The 20,609-nt window shown below is 74.2% G+C and carries 16 protein-coding genes; 9 read left to right on the forward strand and 7 right to left on the reverse strand.

Features of this window, described 5'->3' with window-relative positions; genetic code table 11:
• Window positions 1-29: 29 nt before the first annotated feature.
• Window positions 30-731, forward strand: coding sequence for a DUF2267 domain-containing protein (locus AB0J97_RS03315; protein WP_364083831.1), 702 nt, complete (start codon window positions 30-32; stop codon window positions 729-731).
• On the opposite strand, the gene AB0J97_RS03320 is transcribed toward AB0J97_RS03315, so the two are convergent.
• Window positions 728-949 carry a hypothetical protein gene (locus tag AB0J97_RS03320; protein ID WP_364083834.1) on the reverse strand — a complete coding sequence of 74 codons (222 nt, stop codon included), beginning with the start codon at window positions 947-949 and terminating at the stop codon, window positions 728-730. The two genes, AB0J97_RS03315 and AB0J97_RS03320, sit on opposite strands and share 4 nt — an antisense overlap.
• A gap of 194 nt (window positions 950-1,143) precedes the next feature.
• Here AB0J97_RS03320 and AB0J97_RS03325 point away from each other — a divergent pair, with 194 nt between their 5' ends.
• The 6 genes from AB0J97_RS03325 to AB0J97_RS03350 all read left to right on the forward strand — a co-directional run bounded on the left by AB0J97_RS03325 (window position 1,144) and on the right by AB0J97_RS03350 (window position 12,977).
• The gene (locus tag AB0J97_RS03325) at window positions 1,144-1,611 is read left to right on the forward strand and encodes an ATP-binding protein (protein ID WP_364083837.1); all 468 of its coding nucleotides are present in this window, start codon (window positions 1,144-1,146) and stop codon (window positions 1,609-1,611) included.
• A gap of 73 nt (window positions 1,612-1,684) precedes the next feature.
• Complete coding sequence (locus AB0J97_RS03330) at window positions 1,685-4,957, forward strand: BTAD domain-containing putative transcriptional regulator (RefSeq protein WP_364083840.1); 3,273 nt, start codon at window positions 1,685-1,687, stop codon at window positions 4,955-4,957.
• An 84-nt stretch (window positions 4,958-5,041) separates the two neighbouring features.
• Window positions 5,042-6,757: an acetolactate synthase large subunit gene (locus tag AB0J97_RS03335; protein WP_364083843.1), complete on the forward strand. Its 1,716-nt coding sequence runs from the start codon at window positions 5,042-5,044 to the stop codon at window positions 6,755-6,757.
• Window positions 6,758-6,847: 90 nt separating this feature from the next.
• On the forward strand, window positions 6,848-9,634 hold the full coding sequence (locus AB0J97_RS03340) for a BTAD domain-containing putative transcriptional regulator (RefSeq protein WP_364083846.1): 2,787 nt from the start codon (window positions 6,848-6,850) through the stop codon (window positions 9,632-9,634).
• Window positions 9,635-9,724: 90 nt separating this feature from the next.
• A complete protein-coding gene (locus AB0J97_RS03345) occupies window positions 9,725-10,699 on the forward strand; it encodes a zinc-binding dehydrogenase (RefSeq protein WP_364083849.1) in 975 nt (324 codons plus the stop codon).
• A gap of 46 nt (window positions 10,700-10,745) precedes the next feature.
• Complete coding sequence (locus tag AB0J97_RS03350; RefSeq protein WP_364083852.1) at window positions 10,746-12,977, forward strand: polysaccharide lyase 8 family protein; 2,232 nt, start codon at window positions 10,746-10,748, stop codon at window positions 12,975-12,977.
• Between the two features lie 3 nt (window positions 12,978-12,980).
• On the opposite strand, the gene AB0J97_RS03355 is transcribed toward AB0J97_RS03350, so the two are convergent.
• Both AB0J97_RS03355 and AB0J97_RS03360 read right to left on the reverse strand, forming a co-directional pair.
• The gene (locus AB0J97_RS03355) at window positions 12,981-15,119 is read right to left on the reverse strand and encodes a peptidase domain-containing ABC transporter (protein ID WP_364083855.1); all 2,139 of its coding nucleotides are present in this window, start codon (window positions 15,117-15,119) and stop codon (window positions 12,981-12,983) included.
• On the reverse strand, window positions 15,119-15,412 hold the full coding sequence (locus tag AB0J97_RS03360) for a hypothetical protein (protein WP_364083858.1): 294 nt from the start codon (window positions 15,410-15,412) through the stop codon (window positions 15,119-15,121). Before AB0J97_RS03360 ends, AB0J97_RS03355 begins: the two co-directional genes overlap by 1 nt.
• A 100-nt stretch (window positions 15,413-15,512) precedes the next feature.
• On the opposite strand from AB0J97_RS03360, the gene AB0J97_RS03365 reads away from it, so the two are divergent.
• Window positions 15,513-15,728, forward strand: coding sequence for an endo-1,4-beta-xylanase (locus AB0J97_RS03365; RefSeq protein ID WP_364083861.1), 216 nt, complete (start codon window positions 15,513-15,515; stop codon window positions 15,726-15,728).
• A 61-nt stretch (window positions 15,729-15,789) separates the two neighbouring features.
• Here the strand turns inward: AB0J97_RS03365 and AB0J97_RS03370 are convergent, their stop codons facing one another.
• The 4 genes from AB0J97_RS03370 to AB0J97_RS03385 all read right to left on the reverse strand — a co-directional run bounded on the left by AB0J97_RS03370 (window position 15,790) and on the right by AB0J97_RS03385 (window position 19,575).
• The gene (locus AB0J97_RS03370; protein ID WP_364083864.1) at window positions 15,790-16,569 is read right to left on the reverse strand and encodes a hypothetical protein; all 780 of its coding nucleotides are present in this window, start codon (window positions 16,567-16,569) and stop codon (window positions 15,790-15,792) included.
• Between the two features lie 176 nt (window positions 16,570-16,745).
• The gene (locus tag AB0J97_RS03375) at window positions 16,746-17,948 is read right to left on the reverse strand and encodes a cytochrome P450 (RefSeq protein WP_357702109.1); all 1,203 of its coding nucleotides are present in this window, start codon (window positions 17,946-17,948) and stop codon (window positions 16,746-16,748) included.
• Window positions 17,949-17,957: 9 nt separating this feature from the next.
• Complete coding sequence (locus AB0J97_RS03380; protein WP_357702111.1) at window positions 17,958-18,617, reverse strand: helix-turn-helix domain-containing protein; 660 nt, start codon at window positions 18,615-18,617, stop codon at window positions 17,958-17,960.
• 79 nt (window positions 18,618-18,696) lie between these two features.
• Window positions 18,697-19,575, reverse strand: coding sequence for an NAD(P)H-binding protein (locus tag AB0J97_RS03385; protein WP_364083868.1), 879 nt, complete (start codon window positions 19,573-19,575; stop codon window positions 18,697-18,699).
• Window positions 19,576-19,685: 110 nt separating this feature from the next.
• On the opposite strand from AB0J97_RS03385, the gene AB0J97_RS03390 reads away from it, so the two are divergent.
• Window positions 19,686-20,591, forward strand: coding sequence for a LysR substrate-binding domain-containing protein (locus AB0J97_RS03390; protein WP_364083871.1), 906 nt, complete (start codon window positions 19,686-19,688; stop codon window positions 20,589-20,591).
• Window positions 20,592-20,609: the final 18 nt, after the last annotated feature.

The following is a 20,609-nucleotide window of genomic DNA, read 5'->3' on the forward strand; positions in this document are numbered from 1 at the left end:
GAGGAGCCTGAAGGATCGGGGGACGAATCATGGAATATCGTGCACTTTTGGCCTCCATCGGCCGCATGACGGGCCTGGGGGCGGGCCCGGCCAGAGCGGCGGCGGAGGCCACGCTGACCACGCTGGCCCGTACGCTCGACGACGACGACCGCCGCGAGCTCATCGAGGCCCTGCCGCCCGAGCTGACCGACGACTTCCCCATGGACCATCCGCGCAACGACGGCACCGAGGAGGGCTTCGTCCGCCAGGCCGCGCTGCTCGGCCGCCGTCCGCCCGAGCAGGCCAGGCTCAGGGCCCAGGCCGTGCTGGCCGCCGTCGCCGAGCAGGACCCCGAGCTGATCGCCCGGCTGCACATCCCGGAGCAGGTACGCCCCCTGTTCGAGCCGCCGGGCAGCGGCGGCGGCATCACCGGCCCCAAGGGGCACACCGCCACGCTCACCGACGACGAGATCGCCTCGGCGCTGGCCGGGCTGCCCCTGTGGACCGGCGACCGCTCGGCGCTGCGCCGCGAGATCTCCCTGCCGCGGGAGAACCTGCGGGCCGTCCGCCGCGCGCTCGACCACCTCAAGGTCACCCACGGCCGCCAGCCCCAACTCCACGACACCGCCGACGGCCTGGCCATCGTGGTCAGGACCGTCTCCGTGGGCGCGGTCACGGCCCTCGACGTGGACCTGGCCAGGCGGGTGGACGACGTCATCGAGGAGGTGGGCGCCGGTATCGGCCGCCCCTAACCGCGGGCCCCGCCGGTCCCCCCGCCGGTACCTCTGCCGGCTGTTTCGCCGGTGAGGTCCTCCAGGTCCTTGCCCGCCTGTGACAGGGCCTGTTCCAGGGCCGCCTGCCCGGCGGTCCGGTGCCCCGACGGCGTCCCGCCTTCCTCGGCCGGGCGCCTGGCCGTGTCGAGGAGGGGCTTGGTGTCGGTCTTGGGGCTGCTCTCGTCAGGACTGCTCATGGCCCTGTCCGTACCCGCTGACCTGGGAAGACATGTCGGGCGCGAAGAAAGTCGGGATTTCTCGGAAAACGTTCGACCCGTTCGGCCCTTGCGTGCGTACAGGTTTGGACAGCCGCATGTCCGTCAACTCGGAGGCAGGTCTCGTGTTGAGTGAAACGAGCGTTCTTCGCCGCCCTTCCCAGGATGGAGAGGCCATGTCCAGGCTGCGGTCGGCCCGGCGGATCAGGAACCAGTACGTATGGCCGTTGCGCGCGGACGCCCGGACCGTCGGCCACGCCCGGTCGATCATCCGTACGGAGCTGTCCGGGCTCGACCTGCACGACGACGTCGTGGACGACGCCGTCCTCATGGTGAGCGAACTGGTCACCAACGCGTTCATGTACGGCGAGGGCCCGTACGAGCTGCTCCTCCACGTGGACGCCAAGGAGATCATGTGCGTCGTCGTGGACGCCGGCCCGCCCCTGCCCGCCCCGTCCGTCCCCGACCCGGCCGCCGAGCACGGAAGGGGGCTGCGCATCGTCGCCCGGCTCTCCGACGGCTTTTACGGCTGCCATCCCCAGCGCTACCTGACCCACCCCGACCTGGTCGGCAAGGCCACCTGGTTCGCGCTGCCACGCCGCGGCGGGCCCGGCAACGTCGTGCCGATCAGAGCGGGCACGTGACGGGTTCCAGTCTCCTTCAAGTCGGCTCGACCATACTGTGATCGATCAGGATGAAGCCGATGAGTGGGACAACGTGGAATTCCGAGTTCTGGGGCCGCTGGAGGTCCGCGACGCCGACGGGGCCGCGGTCGGCCTCGGCGGCCCCCGTCCGCGGGCCGTGCTGGCCCGGCTGCTGGTCGCGCAGGGGGCCGTGGTCCCCGCCGAGACGCTGATCGACGACCTGTACGCCGGCGCCGCCCCGCCCAGCGCCCTGCCCACCCTGCACTCCTACGTCTCCAACCTGCGCCGCGCGGTCGAGCCGGACCGCGGGCCGCGCGTCCGGCCGAGGACGCTGATCGCCCGCCCGCCCGGCTACCTGCTGGCCGCCGACCACGTGGACGCGCGGCGGTTCGCCGAGCTGGTGAACCGGGCGGAGTTCCGGTCGGCCGAGGAGGCGCTGGCCTGCCTGGACGAGGCGCTGGGGTTGTGGCGCGGCTCGCCGTACGAGGAGTTCCAGGACGAGCCGTGGGCGGTCACCGAGGTGAGCCGCCTGCGCGAGCTGCGCCTGGTCGCGGTCGAGCGGCGGGCCCGCGCGCTGCTCGACCTGGGCCGCCCCCAGCCGCTGATCACCGAGCTGGAGGCCGAGACCGTCGCCAACCCGCTGCGCGAACGCCTGTGGTGCCTGCTCGCGCTGTCCCTGTATCGCACCGGGCGCCAGGCCGAGGCGCTGGCCGTGCTGCGCACGGCGGCCAGGCGGCTGTCCGACGAGCTCGGCCTCGACCCGGGGCCCGAGCTGCGCTCCCTGGAGTCGGACATCCTGCGCCAGGTCGACTCGCTCGCGCCGGTGAACGAGACCCCGGCGCTGGTGGTCGCGCCGCGCTCACCGAACACCCTGCACGGGCGCGAGGTCCAGCTCGCCGAGCTGATGGCGCTGGCCGAGCCGGCCGCGCCCGCCGGGCTCGCGGTCGCCGAGGTCAGCGGCGAGCCCGGGATCGGGAAGACCAGGCTGCTGGAGGCGTTCGGCGAGCGCTGCGAGCGGCTCGGCCGGCTCGTGCTCCGGGGACGCTGCCACGACGCCGAGGGCACCCCCGCGCTGTGGCCGTGGACGCAGGTGTTCGAGGCGCTGGAGCCGCACTGCCCGCCGCCGGACCGCGAGGCCCTGTCCGGCCTCCTCGACGCCCCGGCCGCCGTGGCGCCGGTGGCCGGAGGGCCGGCCGAGGCGTTGGTGTCGCGCCGGAACCAGGCCGTCGCCCGGTGGCTCGTCACGGCCTCGCGCGCCCAGCCGCTGGTGATCGTCCTGGACGACCTCCAGTGGGCCGACCCCGCCTCGCTCGACCTGCTCAGGCATCTGGTGATGCTGCTGCGGGGCGGCGCGATCACGCTGGTCGCCGCCTTCCGCACCGGCACCGGTGACGTGCTCGGGCGGCTGGTCCGCTACGACCTGCTGCGGCTGCGCCTGACCGGCGTCGGCCCCGAGGCGGTCCGCGCCATCGCGGCCGACCTCGGCGTCGAGCTGGACGACGAGTCGTGCGCCAGGATGGCCGACTGCACCGGCGGCAACCCGTTCTTCCTGCGCGAGAGCATCAGGCTGATGGCCCAGGACCCGGACGTGGACCCGGACGCGTACGAGGTGCCCGCCGCGGTGACCGAGCTGGTCCGCCTGCGCCTGGACGCGCTCGCCGAGGTCACGGACGTGCTGGCGGTCGCGGCGCTGATCGGCAGGGAGTTCGACCCGGCCGTGGTGGCCCGGGTCGCGGGGGAGGAGGCGTACGGGCCGCTCGACCGGGCCGTGCGCGGCGGCCTGCTGGCGGCGCGTACGGGAGGCCGGCTGGCGTTCGTGCACGACCTGGTGCGCGAGGCGCTGGTCAGGGACCTGCCGCCGTTGCGCAAGGCCGCGCTGCACCGCGACCTCGCCGCCGCCCTGTCCGCCCGCCCGGCGACCGACGTCGCGGTGATCGCCCACCACGCGGTGCAGGCGGGGCCGGTGGCGTACGAGGAGGCGGTGCGGTGGGCGCGGGCCGCCGCCGAGCAGGCCGAGCTGCGCCTGGGGTACGCCGAGTCCGCGTCCTGGCTGGGGCACGCGGTGACCGCGCACGACGCCTGCGGCGGCGATCCGGCCGAGCACGTGGAGCTGCTGCTGCGGCAGGTGGGCGCGCTGCTGGCGGCGGGCGAGCCGGCCAGGGCCCGCCGGGTCAGGGACGAGGCCGTGCGGGCCTCCGGCCGCATCGCGCAGGGCGGCTCGCAGGTGCGGGTCCGGGCGCTGACCTCGTTCGACACGCCGTCCATCTGGACGCTGCGCGACCCGTACGGCGCCGCCGACCCGCTGCTCGTCCGCCGCTTCGAGGACGCGCTGCGCGAGCTGCCCGAGGCGGACGGCCCCGACCGGGCGATGCTGCTGGCCGGGCTGGCCCAGGAGCTCTACGACGCCTCCGGCGACCCGCGGGCCGAAGGGCTGTCCGCGCAGGCCGTGGCCATGGCAAGGCGGCTGGGCGACCGGCGGCTGCTGATGCGCGCGCTCAACGCCAGGCACCTGTCGCTGCCCCGGCCCCTGCACGTGCACGAGCTGGTGGAACTCGCCGCCGAGCTGCACGAGCTGGCGGACGGCGAACCGGCGTACCAGCTCCTGGCGAGCATGATGGACACCCACAACCGGCTGGAGCTGTTCGACGTCACCGGCGCCGACCTGGCCGCGGCCCGCTGCGACGACCTGCTCGAACGCCTCCCGCTGCCCTGGCCGCGCTTCCAGCACACGCTGTGGCGGGCGGGCCGGCTGGTGCTCTGTGGCCACTTCGACGAGGCGGAGGACCTGTACGCCGACGCCGCCGACCAGGCGACCGGTCTCGGCATCTGGCACGCCGCCCGTGCCGTCACCGCCGGCCGCCTCGCCCTGGACTACCACCGGGGCACGATGGCCGCCGCGGGCCCGCTCATCGACGTCCTGCGCGGCGCGAACCCCGCGCTCGACCAGGCCGCCGGCACCCTCCACCTGCACGCGCTCGGCCGCCTGGACGAGGCCCGCAAGCTGAACGGACAGCCGCTGCTCGACCGGTCGCGCCCGTCCACCCTGTGCCTGCGGGCCGCCGCCGCGGTCGCGCTCGGCCGGGTGCACGAGTGCCGCGCGCTCTACGAGGCGCTGCTGCCTTTCAGCGGCCGGATCAGCGTCCTGTCCGCCTGCGCCTGGGTGGGCCCGGTGGACTGGCACCTCGCGCTGCTGGCCGAGGCGACCGGCCGGCACGAGAGCGCCGTCCGGCACCTGAGCGCGCTCGAACGGCTGGCCGCCCGCAACGGCCTGGCCTGGTGGCGCGAACGGGCGGCCGAGGCCCGGCGGCCCGGCCGCAAGCGCCTGCAACTGGCCACCAGCGGATGACAAGGTCCTCCTGGTCGACTGGTGCGCCGGTCGCCGGTGGATCGCCGGTCGATCGCCAGTTGATCGCCAGGAGGGGAGAGCGGGATGACGGGCGCGCAGGCTCTGGTGAAGGCGCTTGAACGGGTCGGCGTGGACACCGTGTTCGGCATCCCCGGCGGCGCCGTACTGCCCGCCTACGACCCGCTCTACCGCTCGACCTCGATCAGGCACGTGCTGGTCCGGCACGAGCAGGGCGCCGGGCACGCGGCCGAGGGGTACGCGCAGGCCACCGGCAAGGTCGGGGTCTGCATGGCGACCAGCGGCCCGGGGGCCACGAACCTGGTGACGCCCCTCGCCGACGCCTACATGGACTCGGTGCCGATCGTCGCGATCACCGGCCAGGTGCCCGGCTCGCAGATCGGCACGGACGCCTTCCAGGAGGCCGACATCACGGGCATCACCCTGTCGATCACCAAGCACAGCTTCCTGGTCACGGACGCGGCCGACATCCCCCGTACGATCATGGAGGCGTTCCACATCGCCTCCACGGGACGTCCGGGGCCGGTGCTGGTGGACATCACCAAGGACGCGCTCCAGGCCGAGACCGCCTTCGTCTGGCCGCCGGTCATGCGGCTGCCCGGCTACCGCCCGGTCGCCCGGCCGAGCGCCCGGCAGATCAGGGCCGCCGCCGAGCTGATCGCCGAGGCCCGGCGGCCCGTCCTGTACGTCGGCGGCGGCGTGCACAAGGCGGGCGCGTCCGCGGAGCTGCTGCGGTTCGCCGAGCTGACCGGCATCCCGGTCGTCACCACGCTCATGGCCCGCGGCACGTTCCCCGACAGCCACCCCCTGCACATGGGCATGCCCGGCATGCACGGCTCGGTCCCGGCCGTCGGGGCCCTCCAGCGGGCCGACCTGATCATCGCGCTCGGCACCCGGTTCGACGAGCGCGTCACCGGCGACCTGGCCACGTTCGCGCCGCACGCCAAGGTCGTGCACGCCGACGTGGACCCGGCCGAGATCTCCAAGAACCGGCGGGCCGACGTGCCCGTCGTGGGCGACTGCCAGGAGGTGCTGGCCGACCTGATCACCGCCCTCGACGGCCGGCCGGGTGACCGTACGGCCTGGTTGCGCACGCTGGAGGGGTACCGGCGCACGTACCCGCTGGGCTACGAGACGTTCGAGGGCGCGCTCGCCCCGCAGTACGTCATGCAGCGGCTGAGCGCCCTGGTCGGGCCGGAGGCCGTCTACACCTCCGGCGTGGGACAGCACCAGATGTGGGCCGCCCAGTTCATCGGGCACGAGCGGCCGGGCTCGTTCATCAACTCCGGGGGCGCGGGCACGATGGGCTTCGCGGTCCCGGCGGCGATGGGCGCCAAGATCGGCTGCCCCGACCGCACGGTGTGGGCGATCGACGGCGACGGCTGCTTCCAGATGACCAACCAGGAGCTGGCCGTGTGCGCCCTGGAGGGCGTGCCGATCAAGGTGGCCGTCATCAACAACGGCAGCCTCGGGATGGTCCGCCAGTGGCAGACCCTCCTGTACGGCGGCCGCTACTCCAACACCGACCTGCGTCCCGCCCGCCGCATCCCCGACTTCGTCGCCCTCGCCGAGGCGTACGGCTGCCACGGCCTGCGCTGCGAACGCCCCGAAGACGTGGACGCCGTCATCGAGAAGGCCATGGCCATTGACGACCTGCCGGTGGTGGTGGACTTCGTCGTGCACCGGGACGCCATGGTCTGGCCCATGGTCCCGGCCGGCACGAGCAACGACGACATCCGGATCGCCAGGAACCTGGCTCCGAACTGGGGAGATGACGAATAAGTCAAGTCATTACGAAGCGGCGATAACTGGCGAACCTCATTTAAGCTTCCTTGACCCGGGGCGGCCCGGGGCGCTGAACCGAGGTGGATAGTGGCGCTGCGCGTCAAGGTGCTGGGGCCGATCGTGGCCGAGATCGACGGGGTGGAGGTCGCGCTCGGCGGCCCGAGGCAGCGCGCGGTGCTCGCCGTGCTGGTCGCGGCGCGCGGCCAGGTCGTCTCGGCCGAACGCGTGCTCGACGCCGCCTGGGACGAGGGCGAGCCCGCCTCGATGCCCACCCTGCACTCCTACATCACCAGGCTGCGCAAGGCACTCGAACCCGGCCGGACCAACCGGTCCCCGGAGAGCGTGCTGGCCCGCGTCGGCAACGGCTACACGCTGCGCGTCGAGCCCGACGCCGTGGACGCCGAGCGGTTCGCCCGCAAGGTCGGCGAGGGACAGCTCCTGCTGGAGGCGGGCGACCACAGCGCGGCGCTGGCCGTGCTGGGCGAGGCCGTCGAGCTGTGGGGCGGCCAGCCGTACGGGGAGTTCGCGGGCGCGGCGTTCGCCGTGCCGGAGATCGCGCGGCTCCAGGGGCTGTTCCTGTCGGCGCGGGAGAGCCTGTACGCCGCGCAGCTCGCGCTCGGACGGCACACGGTCGCGGTGCCGGAGCTGGAGAAGCTCACCGCCGAGCAGCCCATGAGCGAGCGCGGCTGGGAGCTGCTGGTGCTGGCCCTGTACCGGTCGGGCCGCCAGGGCGACGCGCTGGCCGCGCTGCGGTCGGCGCGCCGCGTGCTGGCCGAGGAGCTGGGCATCGATCCGGGGCCGGGGCTGCGGGAGCTTGAGGCCGCGGTGCTGGCCCAGGACGACACGCTGCGGCCCGGGGGCGCCGCGCCGCTGCCGGAAAGCGGCGGCAACCTGCCCTTCCCCGTGACCGCTCTGGTCGGCAGGACGGCCGAGGTCGAGCAGGTGGCCGCGCTGCTCGCCGAGCACCGGCTGGTCACGCTCGGCGGGCCCGGCGGCATCGGGAAGACCCGGCTGGCGCTGGAGACCGCGCGGGCCAGGGACGACGCCGACGGGCCGTGGCTGGTCGAGCTGGCCGGGCTGGCCGACCCCTCGCTGGTGGCCGGGGCCATCGCCCAGGTGCTCGGGCTCACCGGGCCGGTCACCGCGCAGCGCCTGGCGTACGCGCTGCGCGGCCGGAGCCTGCTGATCGTGATCGACAACTGCGAGCACCTCGTGGCGGCCGTCCGCGACACGGTGGCCGAGCTGCTGGCCGGGGCGGGCGGCGTACGCGTGCTCGCCACCAGCCGCGAGACGCTCGGCGTGCCGGGCGAGGCCCTGTACGACGTGCCGCCGCTGTCCACGGCCGACGCCCGCGATCTGTTCCTGAGCCGGGCCAGGGCCGCCGCGCCCGGCTGGGAGCCGACCCCGGCGGAGCTGGCGAACGCCGAACGCCTCTGCCAGGGGCTCGACGGGCTGCCCCTGGCGGTCGAGCTGGCCGCCGGGCAGTGCCGCATGTTGTCGGTCGAGCAGATCCTCACCTCGATGGACGACAGGTTCAGCGTGCTCACCGACGGCGCCGGCCCCCGGCGGCACCGCACGCTCGCCCGTACCGTGGAGTGGAGCTACGACCTGCTCGAACCCGCCGAGCGCGAGCTGTTCCACCGGCTCGGCGCGTTCGCCTCCGGCTTCGACCTGGACGCGGCGGCCGCGGTGTGCGGGCGGCCGGTCCTGGGCGGCCTGGGCGCGCTGGTGCGCAAGTCGCTGGTCGCGGTCGAGCCCGGCACCTCGCCGCGCCGCTACCGGCTGCTGGAGACGATCAAGGAGTTCGCCCGCGCCCGGCAGGACCCGGCCGAGCTGGCCGAGGCCCAGGCCGCGCACCGGGCCTGGGTGCTGGGCCGCGCCGAGGCCGCCGACGCCAGGATCCGCGGCGAGGGGGCGGCCGCCGCGATGGAGATGCTCCTCGCCGACCAGGCCGAGCACCGGGCCGCGTTCACCTCGGCGATGCTGGCCGGCGACGGCGGGTACGCGCTGCGGCTCACCGGCCTGCTGTCGTGGTTCTGGTACCGCAGGGGGCACGTCGCCGAGGGGCTGGCCAGCCTGTCGGCCGCCATGGAGCTCTACCCCGACGCCGAGCCCGGCGTGCGCTCCCAGGCGCTGATCGGCATGGCCGGCCTCCACTATCTGGCCGGCGACTTCGTCGCCGCGAGCCGGCGGGCCAGGGAGGCGGCCGAGATGGCCCGGCTGGCCGACGACCTGGTCGCCGAGGGACGGGCCCTCACCTACCGGGCGCTGTTCGGCGGCCTGTGCGGGGCGCCCAACGCTCTGGCCGACGCCCGGGCGGCGCTCGACCTGGCCGAGGTCGCGGGCATGGAGTGGCTGCACGCCGAGGCGCTGATGGTGCTCGGCATGCTGCTGGTGTTCGCGCGGGAGACGGGCGAGGCGGCCGAGTGGCTGACCGACTCGATCGCGGTGGCCACCGGGACGGGACACCGCTTCGTCACCGCCTCCTCGACCTGGCTGCTGATGAAGATCGACCTGCTGACCGGCCGTACCGACCGGCCGCTGGCGTCCGGGCTGCCGATCCTGCGCATGCTCGACGAGGACAAGGACGTCACGTCCTGGCTGGTCATGGCCCACACCCTGGCCGGGGTGCTCGCCGCGGGCGGGCTGCCGCGCGACGGCGCCCGCCTGCTCGGCGCGGTCGAGGCGGTCGGGGCCCGGGTCGGCTTTTCGCCGCCGGAGCTGGACCCGGCCGACGGCGCCGAGCGGGAGCGGCTGATCCGCCACGCGCTTCCCGCCGACGAGCTGGCCGAGTGCCTGCGCGAGGGGGCCGGCCTGTCGCCCGCCCTGGTGCACGACCTGCTCGACACGCTGATCAGGAGCCGCGTCCACTGACCCGGGATTCCCGCCGGCCCGGACGGGTTGACCTCAAGTCGCCTTGAGGTAGCAACCTGGCAGGGAAGCTGTTCCGGATGAGGAGTGGGCATGAGAGTTGTGCGGGTGACGAGGTTCGGCGGGCCCGAGGTGCTGGAGACGCAGACCGTCCCCGACCCGGTGGCCGGGTCGGGCGAGGTCGTGGTGCGGGTCGCCTTCGCCGAGATCAATTTCATCGAGACGCAGCTCAGGCGGGGGTTCACGCCGGGGCCGCCGCTGCCCGAGCTCCCGTACGTGCCGGGCGGCGGCGTGGGCGGGCTCGTGCTCTCCGTGGGCGAGGGCGTCGATCCCGGGCTGGTGGGGCGGCGGGTGGTGACCCGTACGCCGGGCTTCGGCGGCGGGAACGCCGAACTGGTCGTGGCCAGGGCCGCCGACCTGGTCGAGGTGCCGGACGAGCTCGAACTGGCCGACGCGACGGCGCTGCTCGTGGACGGCAACACGGCCGTGGGCCTGTTCGCCAACGCCGCGATCCAGCCTGGTGAATGGGTGCTCGTCGAGGCCGCCGCCGGAGGGCTCGGCAGCCTGCTCGTGCAGCTCGCGCGGGGGGCCGGCGCGCGGGTCATCGGGGCGGCCGGCGGCGCGGCCAAGCTGGAGGTGGTGGCCGGGCTCGGCGCCGAGGTCACCGTCGACTACTCGCGTCCGGACTGGACCGACGAGGTGCTCGACGCGACCGGCGGGCGCGGGGCCGACGTGGTCTTCGACGGTGTGGGCGGCGACCTCGGCCGCCAGGCGTTCGAGGTGACCGCGCGCGGCGGGCGGTTCTCCGTGCACGGCGCGTCCAGCGGCAGCACCACGACGGTCGATCCCGAGGAGGCCGCCCGGCGGGGCGTCACCGTGATCGGCCTGGAGCAGCTGGCCGCCCTGAGCGGCGACGGGAACGAGCGGACCGAGCGGGCGATCGCCGAGGCGGCTGGTGGGCGGCTCAGGGCGGTCGTGGGGCGTACGTTCCCGCTGGAGCGGGCGGCCGAGGCACACGCGGCGATCGAGGCCCGCGCGGTGAACGGCAAGACCCTGCTGGAGGTCTGACCGCCGGCGGCCCGATCCAGGCGGGCCATGAGGTCATAATCGAGGCGTGCACCGGCCGTCCAGGCGACTTCTGCTCCAGGCGGGCGCGGTCGCCGTGGCCGGCGTGGCGGGGGCGCTCGCCCGGGTCGAGCCCGCCCACACGCCGGACGACTCCTTCGTCACGCTGCGCCGCCGATGGCGGGAGGTGACGGCGGGGTCGGGGTTCGACGCGGGCGCGGAGCCGTACCGGACGCGGCTGGCCGAGGTGGGGCGGCGGGCGGCCCGCCACCGGGCGGCGATGGCGTACACGGGCACGTCGCTCTGGCCGGACCAGCCGTTCCCGTCGTTCGTCGCGACGCCGCGAAGGCTGCTGGCCATGGCCCGCGCGTACGCGTCGCCCGGGACCGGGCTGACCGGCGACGCGGGCCTGGCCGCCGCCGTCGCCGCCGGGATCGACCACTACCGCCGCCACGTGTACGCCGACGGCGCCGACCCGGCCGGCAACTGGTGGCACTGGGAGATCGGCGTGCCGAAGGCGCTGCTCGACGCCGCCGTGCTGGTCGGGCCGCACCTGGGCGAGCGGCGGAGCGCCGCGTTACGGGACGCCGTCGACCACTTCGTGCCCGAGAGCCGCCTGGGCGACTACAGCGGCACCAGCACCGCCGCCAACCGGGTGGACCTGTGCGTGGTGATGCTGCTGCGCGCCATGCTCAGGGCCGACCCGGGCAAGGCGGGGCTGGCGGTCTCGGCGCTCTCCCCGGTGTTCCGCACGGTCTCCGAGGGTGACGGCTTCTACCGGGACGGGTCGTTCGTCCAGCACTCGACCGTGCCCTACCAGGGGGCCTACGGGGTGACGCTGCTCGCCGGGCTGGCGACGTTGTTCGCGGTGCTGCGCGGCACGCCGTGGGAGGTCGCCGACCCGACCGTGTTCGCCATGGTGGAGCGGTCGTTCGCGCCGTTCGTCCGCGACGGGTTCTGCATGGACCTGGTGCGCGGCAGAGGGGTCGGCAGGAAGCCGTTCGGCGACCACGACAGGGGGCGCGAGCTGGCCGACGCGATCCTGCTGCTCGGCGAGGTGGCCCCGGCCGCCGACCGGGCCCGCTGGCAGGCGATGGTCAAGGGCTGGGCCGTACGCGAGACGTGCCGTCCCATGCTGGCCGAGGCCGAGCCGGGCTTCCACGCCCGCCTGGCCGCCGTCCTCGGTGACGCCGCCGTGCCCGCCGCGCCGGAGCCCGTCGGCCACCGGCTGTTCCCGATGAGCGCGCGGGCCGTGCACCGCCGGCCGGGCTGGTGCGCCGCGCTCAGCATGGCCTCGTCCAGGATCGGCCACTACGAGCACGGCAACGGCGAGAACCTGCGGGGCTGGCACACCGGTTCGGGCATGCTCTACTGGTGGGCCGACGGCCACGCCGACCAGTACTCCGACTCGTTCTGGACCACCGTCGACCCCTACCGGCTGCCCGGCACGACGGTCTCGACTCGGCGGCTGCCCGACGGCGCCGGCCCGGCCTGGGGCGACACCTGCCCGCCCGGCCGCTGGGTCGGCGGCGCCACGGACGGCTTGTACGCCGTCGTCGGCCAGCACCTCAACGGCCTCGACAGCACGATGGAGGCGTTCAAGTCCTGGTTCTTCCTCGACGACGCGGTGGTCTGCCTCGGCGCGGGGATCAGCGGCGCGGACGGCGTGCCGGTCGAGACGATCGTGGACAACCGCAGGACCGCCGCCCCGCTGACCGTCGATCCCCGGGCGGGCTGGGCGCACCTCGACGGCCACGGCGGCTACGTCGTCCCGGACGGCCTGCGCACCCTCCGGGAGCGGCGCGGGAACCGCGACTACCGCACGCTCTGGCTCGACCACGGCATCGACCCCGACCAGGCGGACTACGTCTACCTGCTCCTGCCCGGCGCGAGCCGCGAACGCACGATCGCCAGGGCCGCCGATCCCGGGTGGGCCCGCGTGCTGGCCAACACCGCGCGGCAGCAGGCCGTCCGGGTGGACGCGCTGGGCGTCACCGCGGCCGCCTTCTGGAACGACGGCGTCGCCGGCCCGCTGGCCGCGTCCGGGCCCTGCGCCGTGCTGGTCAGGGAGGACGCCGAAGGCACGGCCACGGTGACCGTGGCCGATCCCCGGTGCGACCTGGACGGGCTGACCGTGACCTGGGACCGGCCGGTCGCCGAGGTGCTGCGCGGCGGCCCGCCGGTGGTGGGCGCGGCGACGGGCGACCGGCTGACGCTCACCTTCGGGCCGCTGGTCCGCCTGGAGGGCGCGTCCGTCACGGTGAGCGTGCGGCTCACATGAACGTCAGGACATGACGGCCTGGGCGGCGACCAGTTCGGCGTACTTGCCGCCCACGGCCGTCAGCTCGTCGTGGGTGCCGCGTTCCACCACCCGGCCCGCGTCGATCACGAGGATCACGTCGGCGTCCCTGACCGTGCTCAGCCGGTGGGCGATCACGATCCTGGTCTGGACGAGCCGGCTCAGGTTCGCCTCGATGGCCGCCTCCGTGGCGCTGTCCAGGTTGCTGGTGGCCTCGTCGAGCAGCAGCACCTTCGGGCGCGACAGGACGGCACGGGCCAGGGCGAGCCGCTGCCGCTGCCCGCCGGACAGGCCGCCGCCGTCGGTGAGCATCGTCTCGTACCCCATGGGCATGTCCGTGATCTCGTCGTGCAGCGCGGCCAGGCGGGCCGCGGCGACCACCCGCTCCAGCGACGCGCCCGGCTCGTTCAGCGCGATGTTCTCCCTGATCGAGCCGCTGAACAGGGACGGGTCCTGGGTGACCACGCCGAACTGGCGGCGCAGCGTGCGCAGGTTCAGCTCGGCGGCCGGGACGCCGTCGTAACGGATCTCGCCCAGCACGGGGGTGTGCAGCGCGAGCAGCAGCCGGGCCAGCGTGCTCTTGCCCGAGCCGGACGAGCCCACCAGGGCGACCTTCTGCCCCGGCCGGATGGAGACCGAGACGTCGCGCACGGTCCAGGGGGCGCGCGGGTCGTGGCGGAAGCTCACCCCGCGCAGCTCGACCGAGCCCCGCAGCCGCAGCACCTCGATGCCGTTGCTCGGCTCCGGCTCCGAGGCCAGGATGTCGGAGAGCCGGTCGAAGTGCGCGCCCGCCTGCTGGAGGCTCTGCAACCCGGTCATCAGCGAGCCGAGCGGGGTCAGCGCGCCGAGCGCGATGGCGTTCAGCGCGACCAGCTCGCCCACCGTGAGCTGCCCGTCGAGCACCCGCCAGGCGCCCAGCCACAGCAGCCCGAGCGGCGCCGTCACCCGGATCGCGGCCAGCGCCGACTCCAGCAGCCCCCTGGTGAGCCCGGCGCGCACGTCCGCGTTGAGCTGTTTGGCGAAGTGGGACGACCACTGGTCCACGGCCCGCTTCTCGGCCCCCGACGCCTTCAGCGTCTCGATGCCGGTGATCGTCTGGATGAGGCTGGTCTGGGACGCCGCCAGCGCCGTCAGCTCCTGTCGGGTGAGCGTGGCGATCCGGCTCGTCGCGGCCAGCAGCAGGATCGTCTGCAGCACGGCCACGCCGGTCAGCGCGAGCCCGAACACCGGGTCCCAGAGGTAGACCAGCGCCAGGTAGCCCACGGCCAGCGGGCCGTCCAGCAGCGCCGCGACGACCTGCCCGGTGAGGATGTCGCCGAGCGTCGAGACGCTGCCCGCCCTGGTCACCAGGTCGCCCCTGCCGCGCTGCTGGAAGTACCGGTACGGCAGCGTCACCAGGTGGGTCACCAGACTTTCGGTGAGCTCCTGGTCGGCACGGGCCCGTACGGCGACCAGCAGGGCCGCCCGCAGGTACCCGATCACGAGCTGGGCCGCCCCCGCGAGCAGCACGGAGACGCCCAGCAGGGACAGCACCTCCACCGCCCGCCTGGGCACGATGGAGTCCAGGAGGAGCTGCGAGAACATCGGCAGGGCGAGCCCGAGCAGCTGCAGCAGCAACGAGGCCGCGATGAGCTGCGCGAGCAGGCCCCTGCGCCGCCGGAACAGGGTCCGGACGAACTCCTTGCGCCAGGCCCCCGCCGCCGAGGTCGTGCCGCGCCGGAAGCCCTCGCCCGGCTCGAACACCAGCAGCACGCCGGTGAACCCGGCGCCGAACTCCTCCGCGGTCAGCCTGCGGCGGCCGTACCCGGGGTCGACGACGTCCACGTGGTCGGGGGACCAGCGTTCGACCACGATGAAGTGGTTGAACTCCCAGTGCGCGACGGCGGGGAGCGGCACGCGGGCCAGGTCCTCGGGGGCCAGGGAGAAGGCGCGGGCCTTGAGGCCGTGCTCGCGGGCGCCGTCCACGATGGCCTTGGCGCTCAGGCCGTCCCGGCCGACCCGGAGCTGCTCGGCGATCTGGTGGAGGGTGGTGCGCTGCCCGTGGTGGCACAGCACCATGGCCAGGCAGGCGGCGCCGCACTCGGTGTCGGTGTTCTGGAGCAGTACGGGGACGCGGCGGAACATCAGGCGACCGCCTCGACCGCGACCATGGTCAGCAGGGCGCCGATGACGAGGAGCACGGCCGCCAGCAGCCACAACGCCAGGAACGACGGGGTGCTGATCACCAGTGGCATCCGGGTGACCCGCGACATCGCCCGATGCCGCAACGCCTCCTCCCGGAAGAGCCCCTGCCCGTCCTGCCCGCTCTTGTCCTGCCCGCCCGGCTGTGTCGGCTGGGGTGGGTGGGGGGCCGCGTGGCGGGGGTGTGGTGCGGCGTGACGCGGGATCGGGCGCGTCGTGCCGTACGGATCGTTCAAGGCCGGCGCCCCCCGCCTCGGACCGTCGTCTGCCTGGCCCGCCACCCCATGGCCCACCTGCCCCTCCACTCAAGTCACGACAAAGGCTAGGAACGCCTACTTGGAAGCCACTTGGGATCGACTGCTTGACGCGCACAAGGGCAAGGTACGGGCCTGGGACGTCGTCAACGAGGTGATCGAGGAGGACGGCACGCTCCGGAAGTCCATCTGGCTCACCCACCTCGGCCCCGACCGCCACTCGTGGGTGCCGGGCTGGTTCGACGGCGAAGGCGCCGCCTGCCTCCTGGACGACCACCTGACCGCCAAACCCGCCTAACCACAAAGCCCTAACCCCCTACCCCCCGGCCCACCGGCCACCGAAAGGGGCGGCGGAATGGTCAGCGGAAGAGGAGGTCGGGGAAGCTCTGGTCGGGCGCGTCGGTCGGGTCGTGGCCGGTCGGCGAGGGGAAGGAGGTGGGGCTGGGCTCCGAAGGGCCGGCGTCCGGCGTGGGCGCGGGGGACGGGACGGTGGTGCCCGTCCCGCCGGGCGTCGGCGTCGGCGTGACCGTGGCGGGCGCCGACGGGCTGGGCGTCGCGGACGGCCCTGTGGACGGCCCGGGTGACGGCGTCGGGCTCGGCTGCCGGGTGGCGGGACGTTCGTGCCGCGGCTCGCCGACCGCCCGCCCGTCCCGGCGGTCCTTCCTGCCCGGCGCCCTGCCGGCCTCGCCCGAGGTGCGTCCGGCGACCTGGTCGGCCACCGTGCGGTCCGCGACGAGCTCGTAGATCACGATGCTCCCCATGCTGACGGTGAACACCAGCGCCGCCGCCCCGCAGACCCTGGCCCACCGGGGCCTCCTGCCCCCCTTCCCCCTGACGATCTGCGCCGCGGCGGGAGCGACGGGCGGGCCCGGCGGGGCAGGGGCGGCGGGCGGGTCGGGCAGGGCCGGGTGGCCGCGCAGGGCGACCGCCGTGCGCCGCTTCACCTTGTCGCCGGTGCGCTTGAGGTAATGCGTGTAGACGTCGGCGACGACGGTGCTGGCCACGCTCATCATCGCGGCCCCGATCACCGTCCCCGCCGTGCCCAGGTACGAGGCCGCGACCGCGGCGGTGACCGCGGCCAGGGCGCTTCCCACGATCTGCGGCCCGCTCAGCTCCAGCTTCCGCTGCTTGCCGCCCATAGCCAGGATCGTCCCCTCTTGTGCTGCGACGAAGGTGAACAAGCCACCTTGGCCCCCACAGAGCAGGACGCCCACGGCAACGCGCGGCACTTTGCCGCCTCCTGAGCCCGCCCTTGCCGAGGACGGGAACCGCCCGCGCCGCCATCACCCGGCCTGTGCGTTCCGCGGACGGCGGCTCACCGCACGAGCGGTAGCCGGCTCACCCCCGTCATGGTCGGCGTGGGGATGAAGAGCACCGGGTCGTCGGGGTCGGTGCGCAGGACCTCGACCCGGTCGAGCAGGATGTTCAGCGCCACCCGTCCCTCCAGCCGGGCCAGGGGGGCGCCCAGGCAGAAGTGGATGCCGCGGCCGAAGGCGAGATGCGGGTTGGGATCGCGGCCGGCGTCGAAGACCTCGGGGTCGTGGAACTGCCGGGGGTCCCGGTTGGCCGATCCGAGCCAGAGCATGACCATCTTGTCGGCCGGTATCGTCACCCCGCCCAGTTCGACCTCGCGGGTGGTCGACCGGCCCAGCGCGGAGAACGGGGTGAAGAGCCGCAGCGACTCCTCGATCACGGCCGGCACCGTGGAGCGGTCGGCCCGCACCTTGTCCTGCTGGTCGGGGAAGGCGTCCAGGCAGACCACGGTGTTGCCGAGCAGCATCGTCGTGGTGATGTGCCCGGCGAGCAGCAGGACCATCGCGAAGTTGACGACCTGGTCGTCGGGCAGGCGCTCGCCGTCCACCTCGGCCTCGACCAGCTTGGTGAGCAGGTCGGCGCGGGGCCGCGCCCGGCGCTCGGCGGAGTGCCCGGCGAGGTACTCGGTCATCTCCCGCCACGGTTTGAGGGTGCTCGCCACCTGCGCGCTCTGTTCCTCCGTGGGCTCGGCGAGCGAGACCTTGGCGTCGCGCTGGAACAGTCCGTCGGCCCACTTCCTGAACAGGGCCCGGTCGCTGCTCGGCACCCCCAGCAGCTCGGCGATGACGATGACGGGGAGCGGGTAGGCCAGGTCGGTCACCAGCTCCAGGCGGTCGCGGCCCTCGGTCGCGTCGAGCAGCTCGTGGGTGACGGCGGCGATGCGCGGTTCGAGGTCCGCGACGACCTTGCGGGTGAACGCGCTGCTGACCAGCTTGCGCAGCTTGCCGTGCTCCGGCGGGTCGATCTGGGTGATGAACCCCTCCAGCGAGATCTCGTCGCCCTGCGGCAGCAGCCCCTTGGGGACCAGCCGCATGGTGTCGGAGGAGAACGTGGTGGGGTCGCCGAGAACGTCGTGCACTTCCTGGTAGCCGTGGACGTTGTACATCCCGGCGGCGGCGTCGTACTCGACGGACGGGCCCGATCGGGGCCCGTGCAACCAGAAGTGCTGCTTGGAGATCTTGTACCGTTCGACGATGTCGGACATCGCCTCTCCTTAGTCGTAGATCCACTTGCGGTAGGGCGGGATCAGCTCCTCGAGAATCGCGACGTACTCCGCCGCCGCCGCCTCCAGCACCTCGGCGGACGGCTCCTCGGCGGGCTCGAAGGCGTGGCGCACGGTGAAGGCGAGCGCGTCCGCCCGCTCCTCGACGCTCAGCTCCGACCCCGTGGCGTCGACGCCGTTGATCAGGTAGAAGCCCGTGGACGCGGCGCTCAGCGTGTACCGGGGGTGCGGCATGTCCGCCCTGAGCAGCCCGTACCGGTCGGCCACCTGCTGGAACCGCTGGGAGGCGAGGAGGTCGTGGCTGCGCAGCGGATGCTTGGCCAGCTTGCCCAGCAGCTCGAAGTCGGTCGTGAACAGCGCCTGGAGCAGCGGCCTGCGGCTCATGGAGACGAAGGCCGCCCGCGAGAAGCGGTGGGGCAGCACCTGGGTGGGGTCGCGCCGCAACATCGCCGCGGACTCCTCCACGACCTCGATGGACTCCCGGAGGAGCAGCGCCTCGAACAGCTCGTTCTTGGTCCGCCAGTGCAGGTAGACGGTGCCCTTACCCACTCCGGCGCGGCCCGCGATGTCTTCGACGGTGACCCTCCGGTACCCGTGACGCAGCAGCAGCTCGCCCGCGGCGTCGAGGATCCGGTCCGCCCTTTCGACCATCGCCACACCTCGTGACTAGATACGAAATCTGGTCATCAGTCACGCTACGCCGCGCCGGTGCCGCGTACAAGGGGCACGTTCAGCCCAGGACGACGGGCCTGAGCTCGTCCTCGCACCACTGGCGGAAACCGGTGGGCGTGGTGGCCTCCGGGGTACGCGGCTCGGCGTTGTCCAGGCCCCGGTTCTTGGCCTCCATCATGTCGGCCATCCCCTGGGCCATCGCCTCCGACCTGCCCTGCTCGACCATCATGGCCCTGAACGCCGCCACCGGCACGTGCCGCAGCCGGATCGGCCGTCCCAGCACGTCGGACATGATCCGCGCCATGTCCTCGCCCGACAGATCCTCCGGCCCGAGCACGGGGACGTCGGCCCGCCCGGTCCAGCCACGGTCGAGCAGCAGCCCGGCGGCCACCGCCGCGATGTCGCGGGTGGCGCAGGCGGGGGCCTTGAGGTCGCTGTGCACCGGGGAGAAGAACACGCCCTGGTCCCTGATCACCGCCGCCTGGTCGAGCAGGTTGTCCATGAACGAAGGCAGCGTCAGGGCCCGGTAGTGCACGCCCGTGCCCGTGATCAGGTCGTCCATGGCCAGCGAGGCCGTCACGAGACCGGCGTCCAGGGGCAGGCCGCGGCCCAGGGCCGAGACCCCGACCACCCGGCCGACGCTTCGGCTCACGAACGCCTCGCACGCCGGCCGGGTGAAGTCCAGGTAGGCGGCGTCGAGGCCGGCGGCCCGCGGATTCGGCGGGACGACCCAGAACACGGCGTCGGCGCCCGCGAACGCCTCCTCGACGACGCGCGCCTCGCCGTGCGACCCCGGCACGACCTCCACCCGCTCGCGTACGGGCGCCGGAAGGCGGGCGGGGTCCCGTACGACGACGCGGACCGGCTCGTCCGCGGCCAGGACGAGGCCGAGGACCTGCCGGCCGATCCGGCCGGTGGGCGTGGTGATGACGATCATGGAGAACTCCAGGGGAAATCGACGGTGTCGTACTGGGGGGCACGGCCAGTCAACCGAGCACGGCGGCGAACCTGAAGGACCGATCCGATCACCATTGATACCCTGCCGATATGAATGACCTGGAGGTCCGCGAGCTCCGCTACTTCGTGGCCGTGGCCGAGGAGCTGCACTTCGGGCGGGCCGCCGCGCGGCTCGGCATGGCTCAGCCCCCGCTGTCCCGCGCGATCCGCGAGCTGGAACGCCGGCTGGGCGTGCGCCTGCTGGAGCGCACCACGCGGCAGGTCACCCTCACCCCGCCGGGCGAGATCTTCCTGCGCGACGCCAGGATCGCCATCGACGCGGTCACCGCGGCGGCCCGCCGGGTCCGGCACGCGGCCCGTCCCGAGCCGGGGCTCCGGGTGGCGCTCAAGGCCGACTACGACGCCGGGCTGCTGCCCCGCATCCTCGCCGCCTACCGCGAGGAGGAGGCCGCGCTCCCGGCCGAGCTGCTGCTGGGCGGGCGCAACGAGCAGGCGCCGGCCCTGCGCGACGGCCGGGCCGACGTCGCGCTGCTGGTCACCCCCTTCGACGACCGCGACCTCGACACCGAGCCCCTGCTGACCGAGCCCCGCCTGGTCGCGCTGTCGGCCGCCGACCCGCTGGCCGCCCGTCCCCGCCTGTCCGTGGCCGACCTGGCCGGCCGGCCGCTGCCCGACGGCACCCTGGCCGAGTGGGACGGCGCCGAACCGCCCCCGGGCCGCCGCCCGCCGCGCACCGGCCTGGACCTGGCGCAGATCTGCAACCTGGTGGAGCTGGGCAGCGCCATCTGGTTCGTCCCGGTCTCGGTGGCGCGGCGGCACCCCCGGCCGGGCGTCGCCTACCGGGAGGTCGCCGACCTGTCGCCGTCGGTGCTCGCCGTGGGGTGGCCGCAGGGCTCCCGCTCACCGGCCGTGGCCGCGTTCGTCCGCGCCGCCGTCGCCGTCGCCTCGGGTGGGGCTGGACCCACGTCGTACGGGGCGTGGCGGGATACCGGGTGACCGGCGCACGATCGTACG

The sequence above is a fragment of the Nonomuraea sp. NPDC049607 genome (assembly GCF_040675375.1).
In the GTDB taxonomy this organism is placed as follows: domain Bacteria; phylum Actinomycetota; class Actinomycetes; order Streptosporangiales; family Streptosporangiaceae; genus Nonomuraea.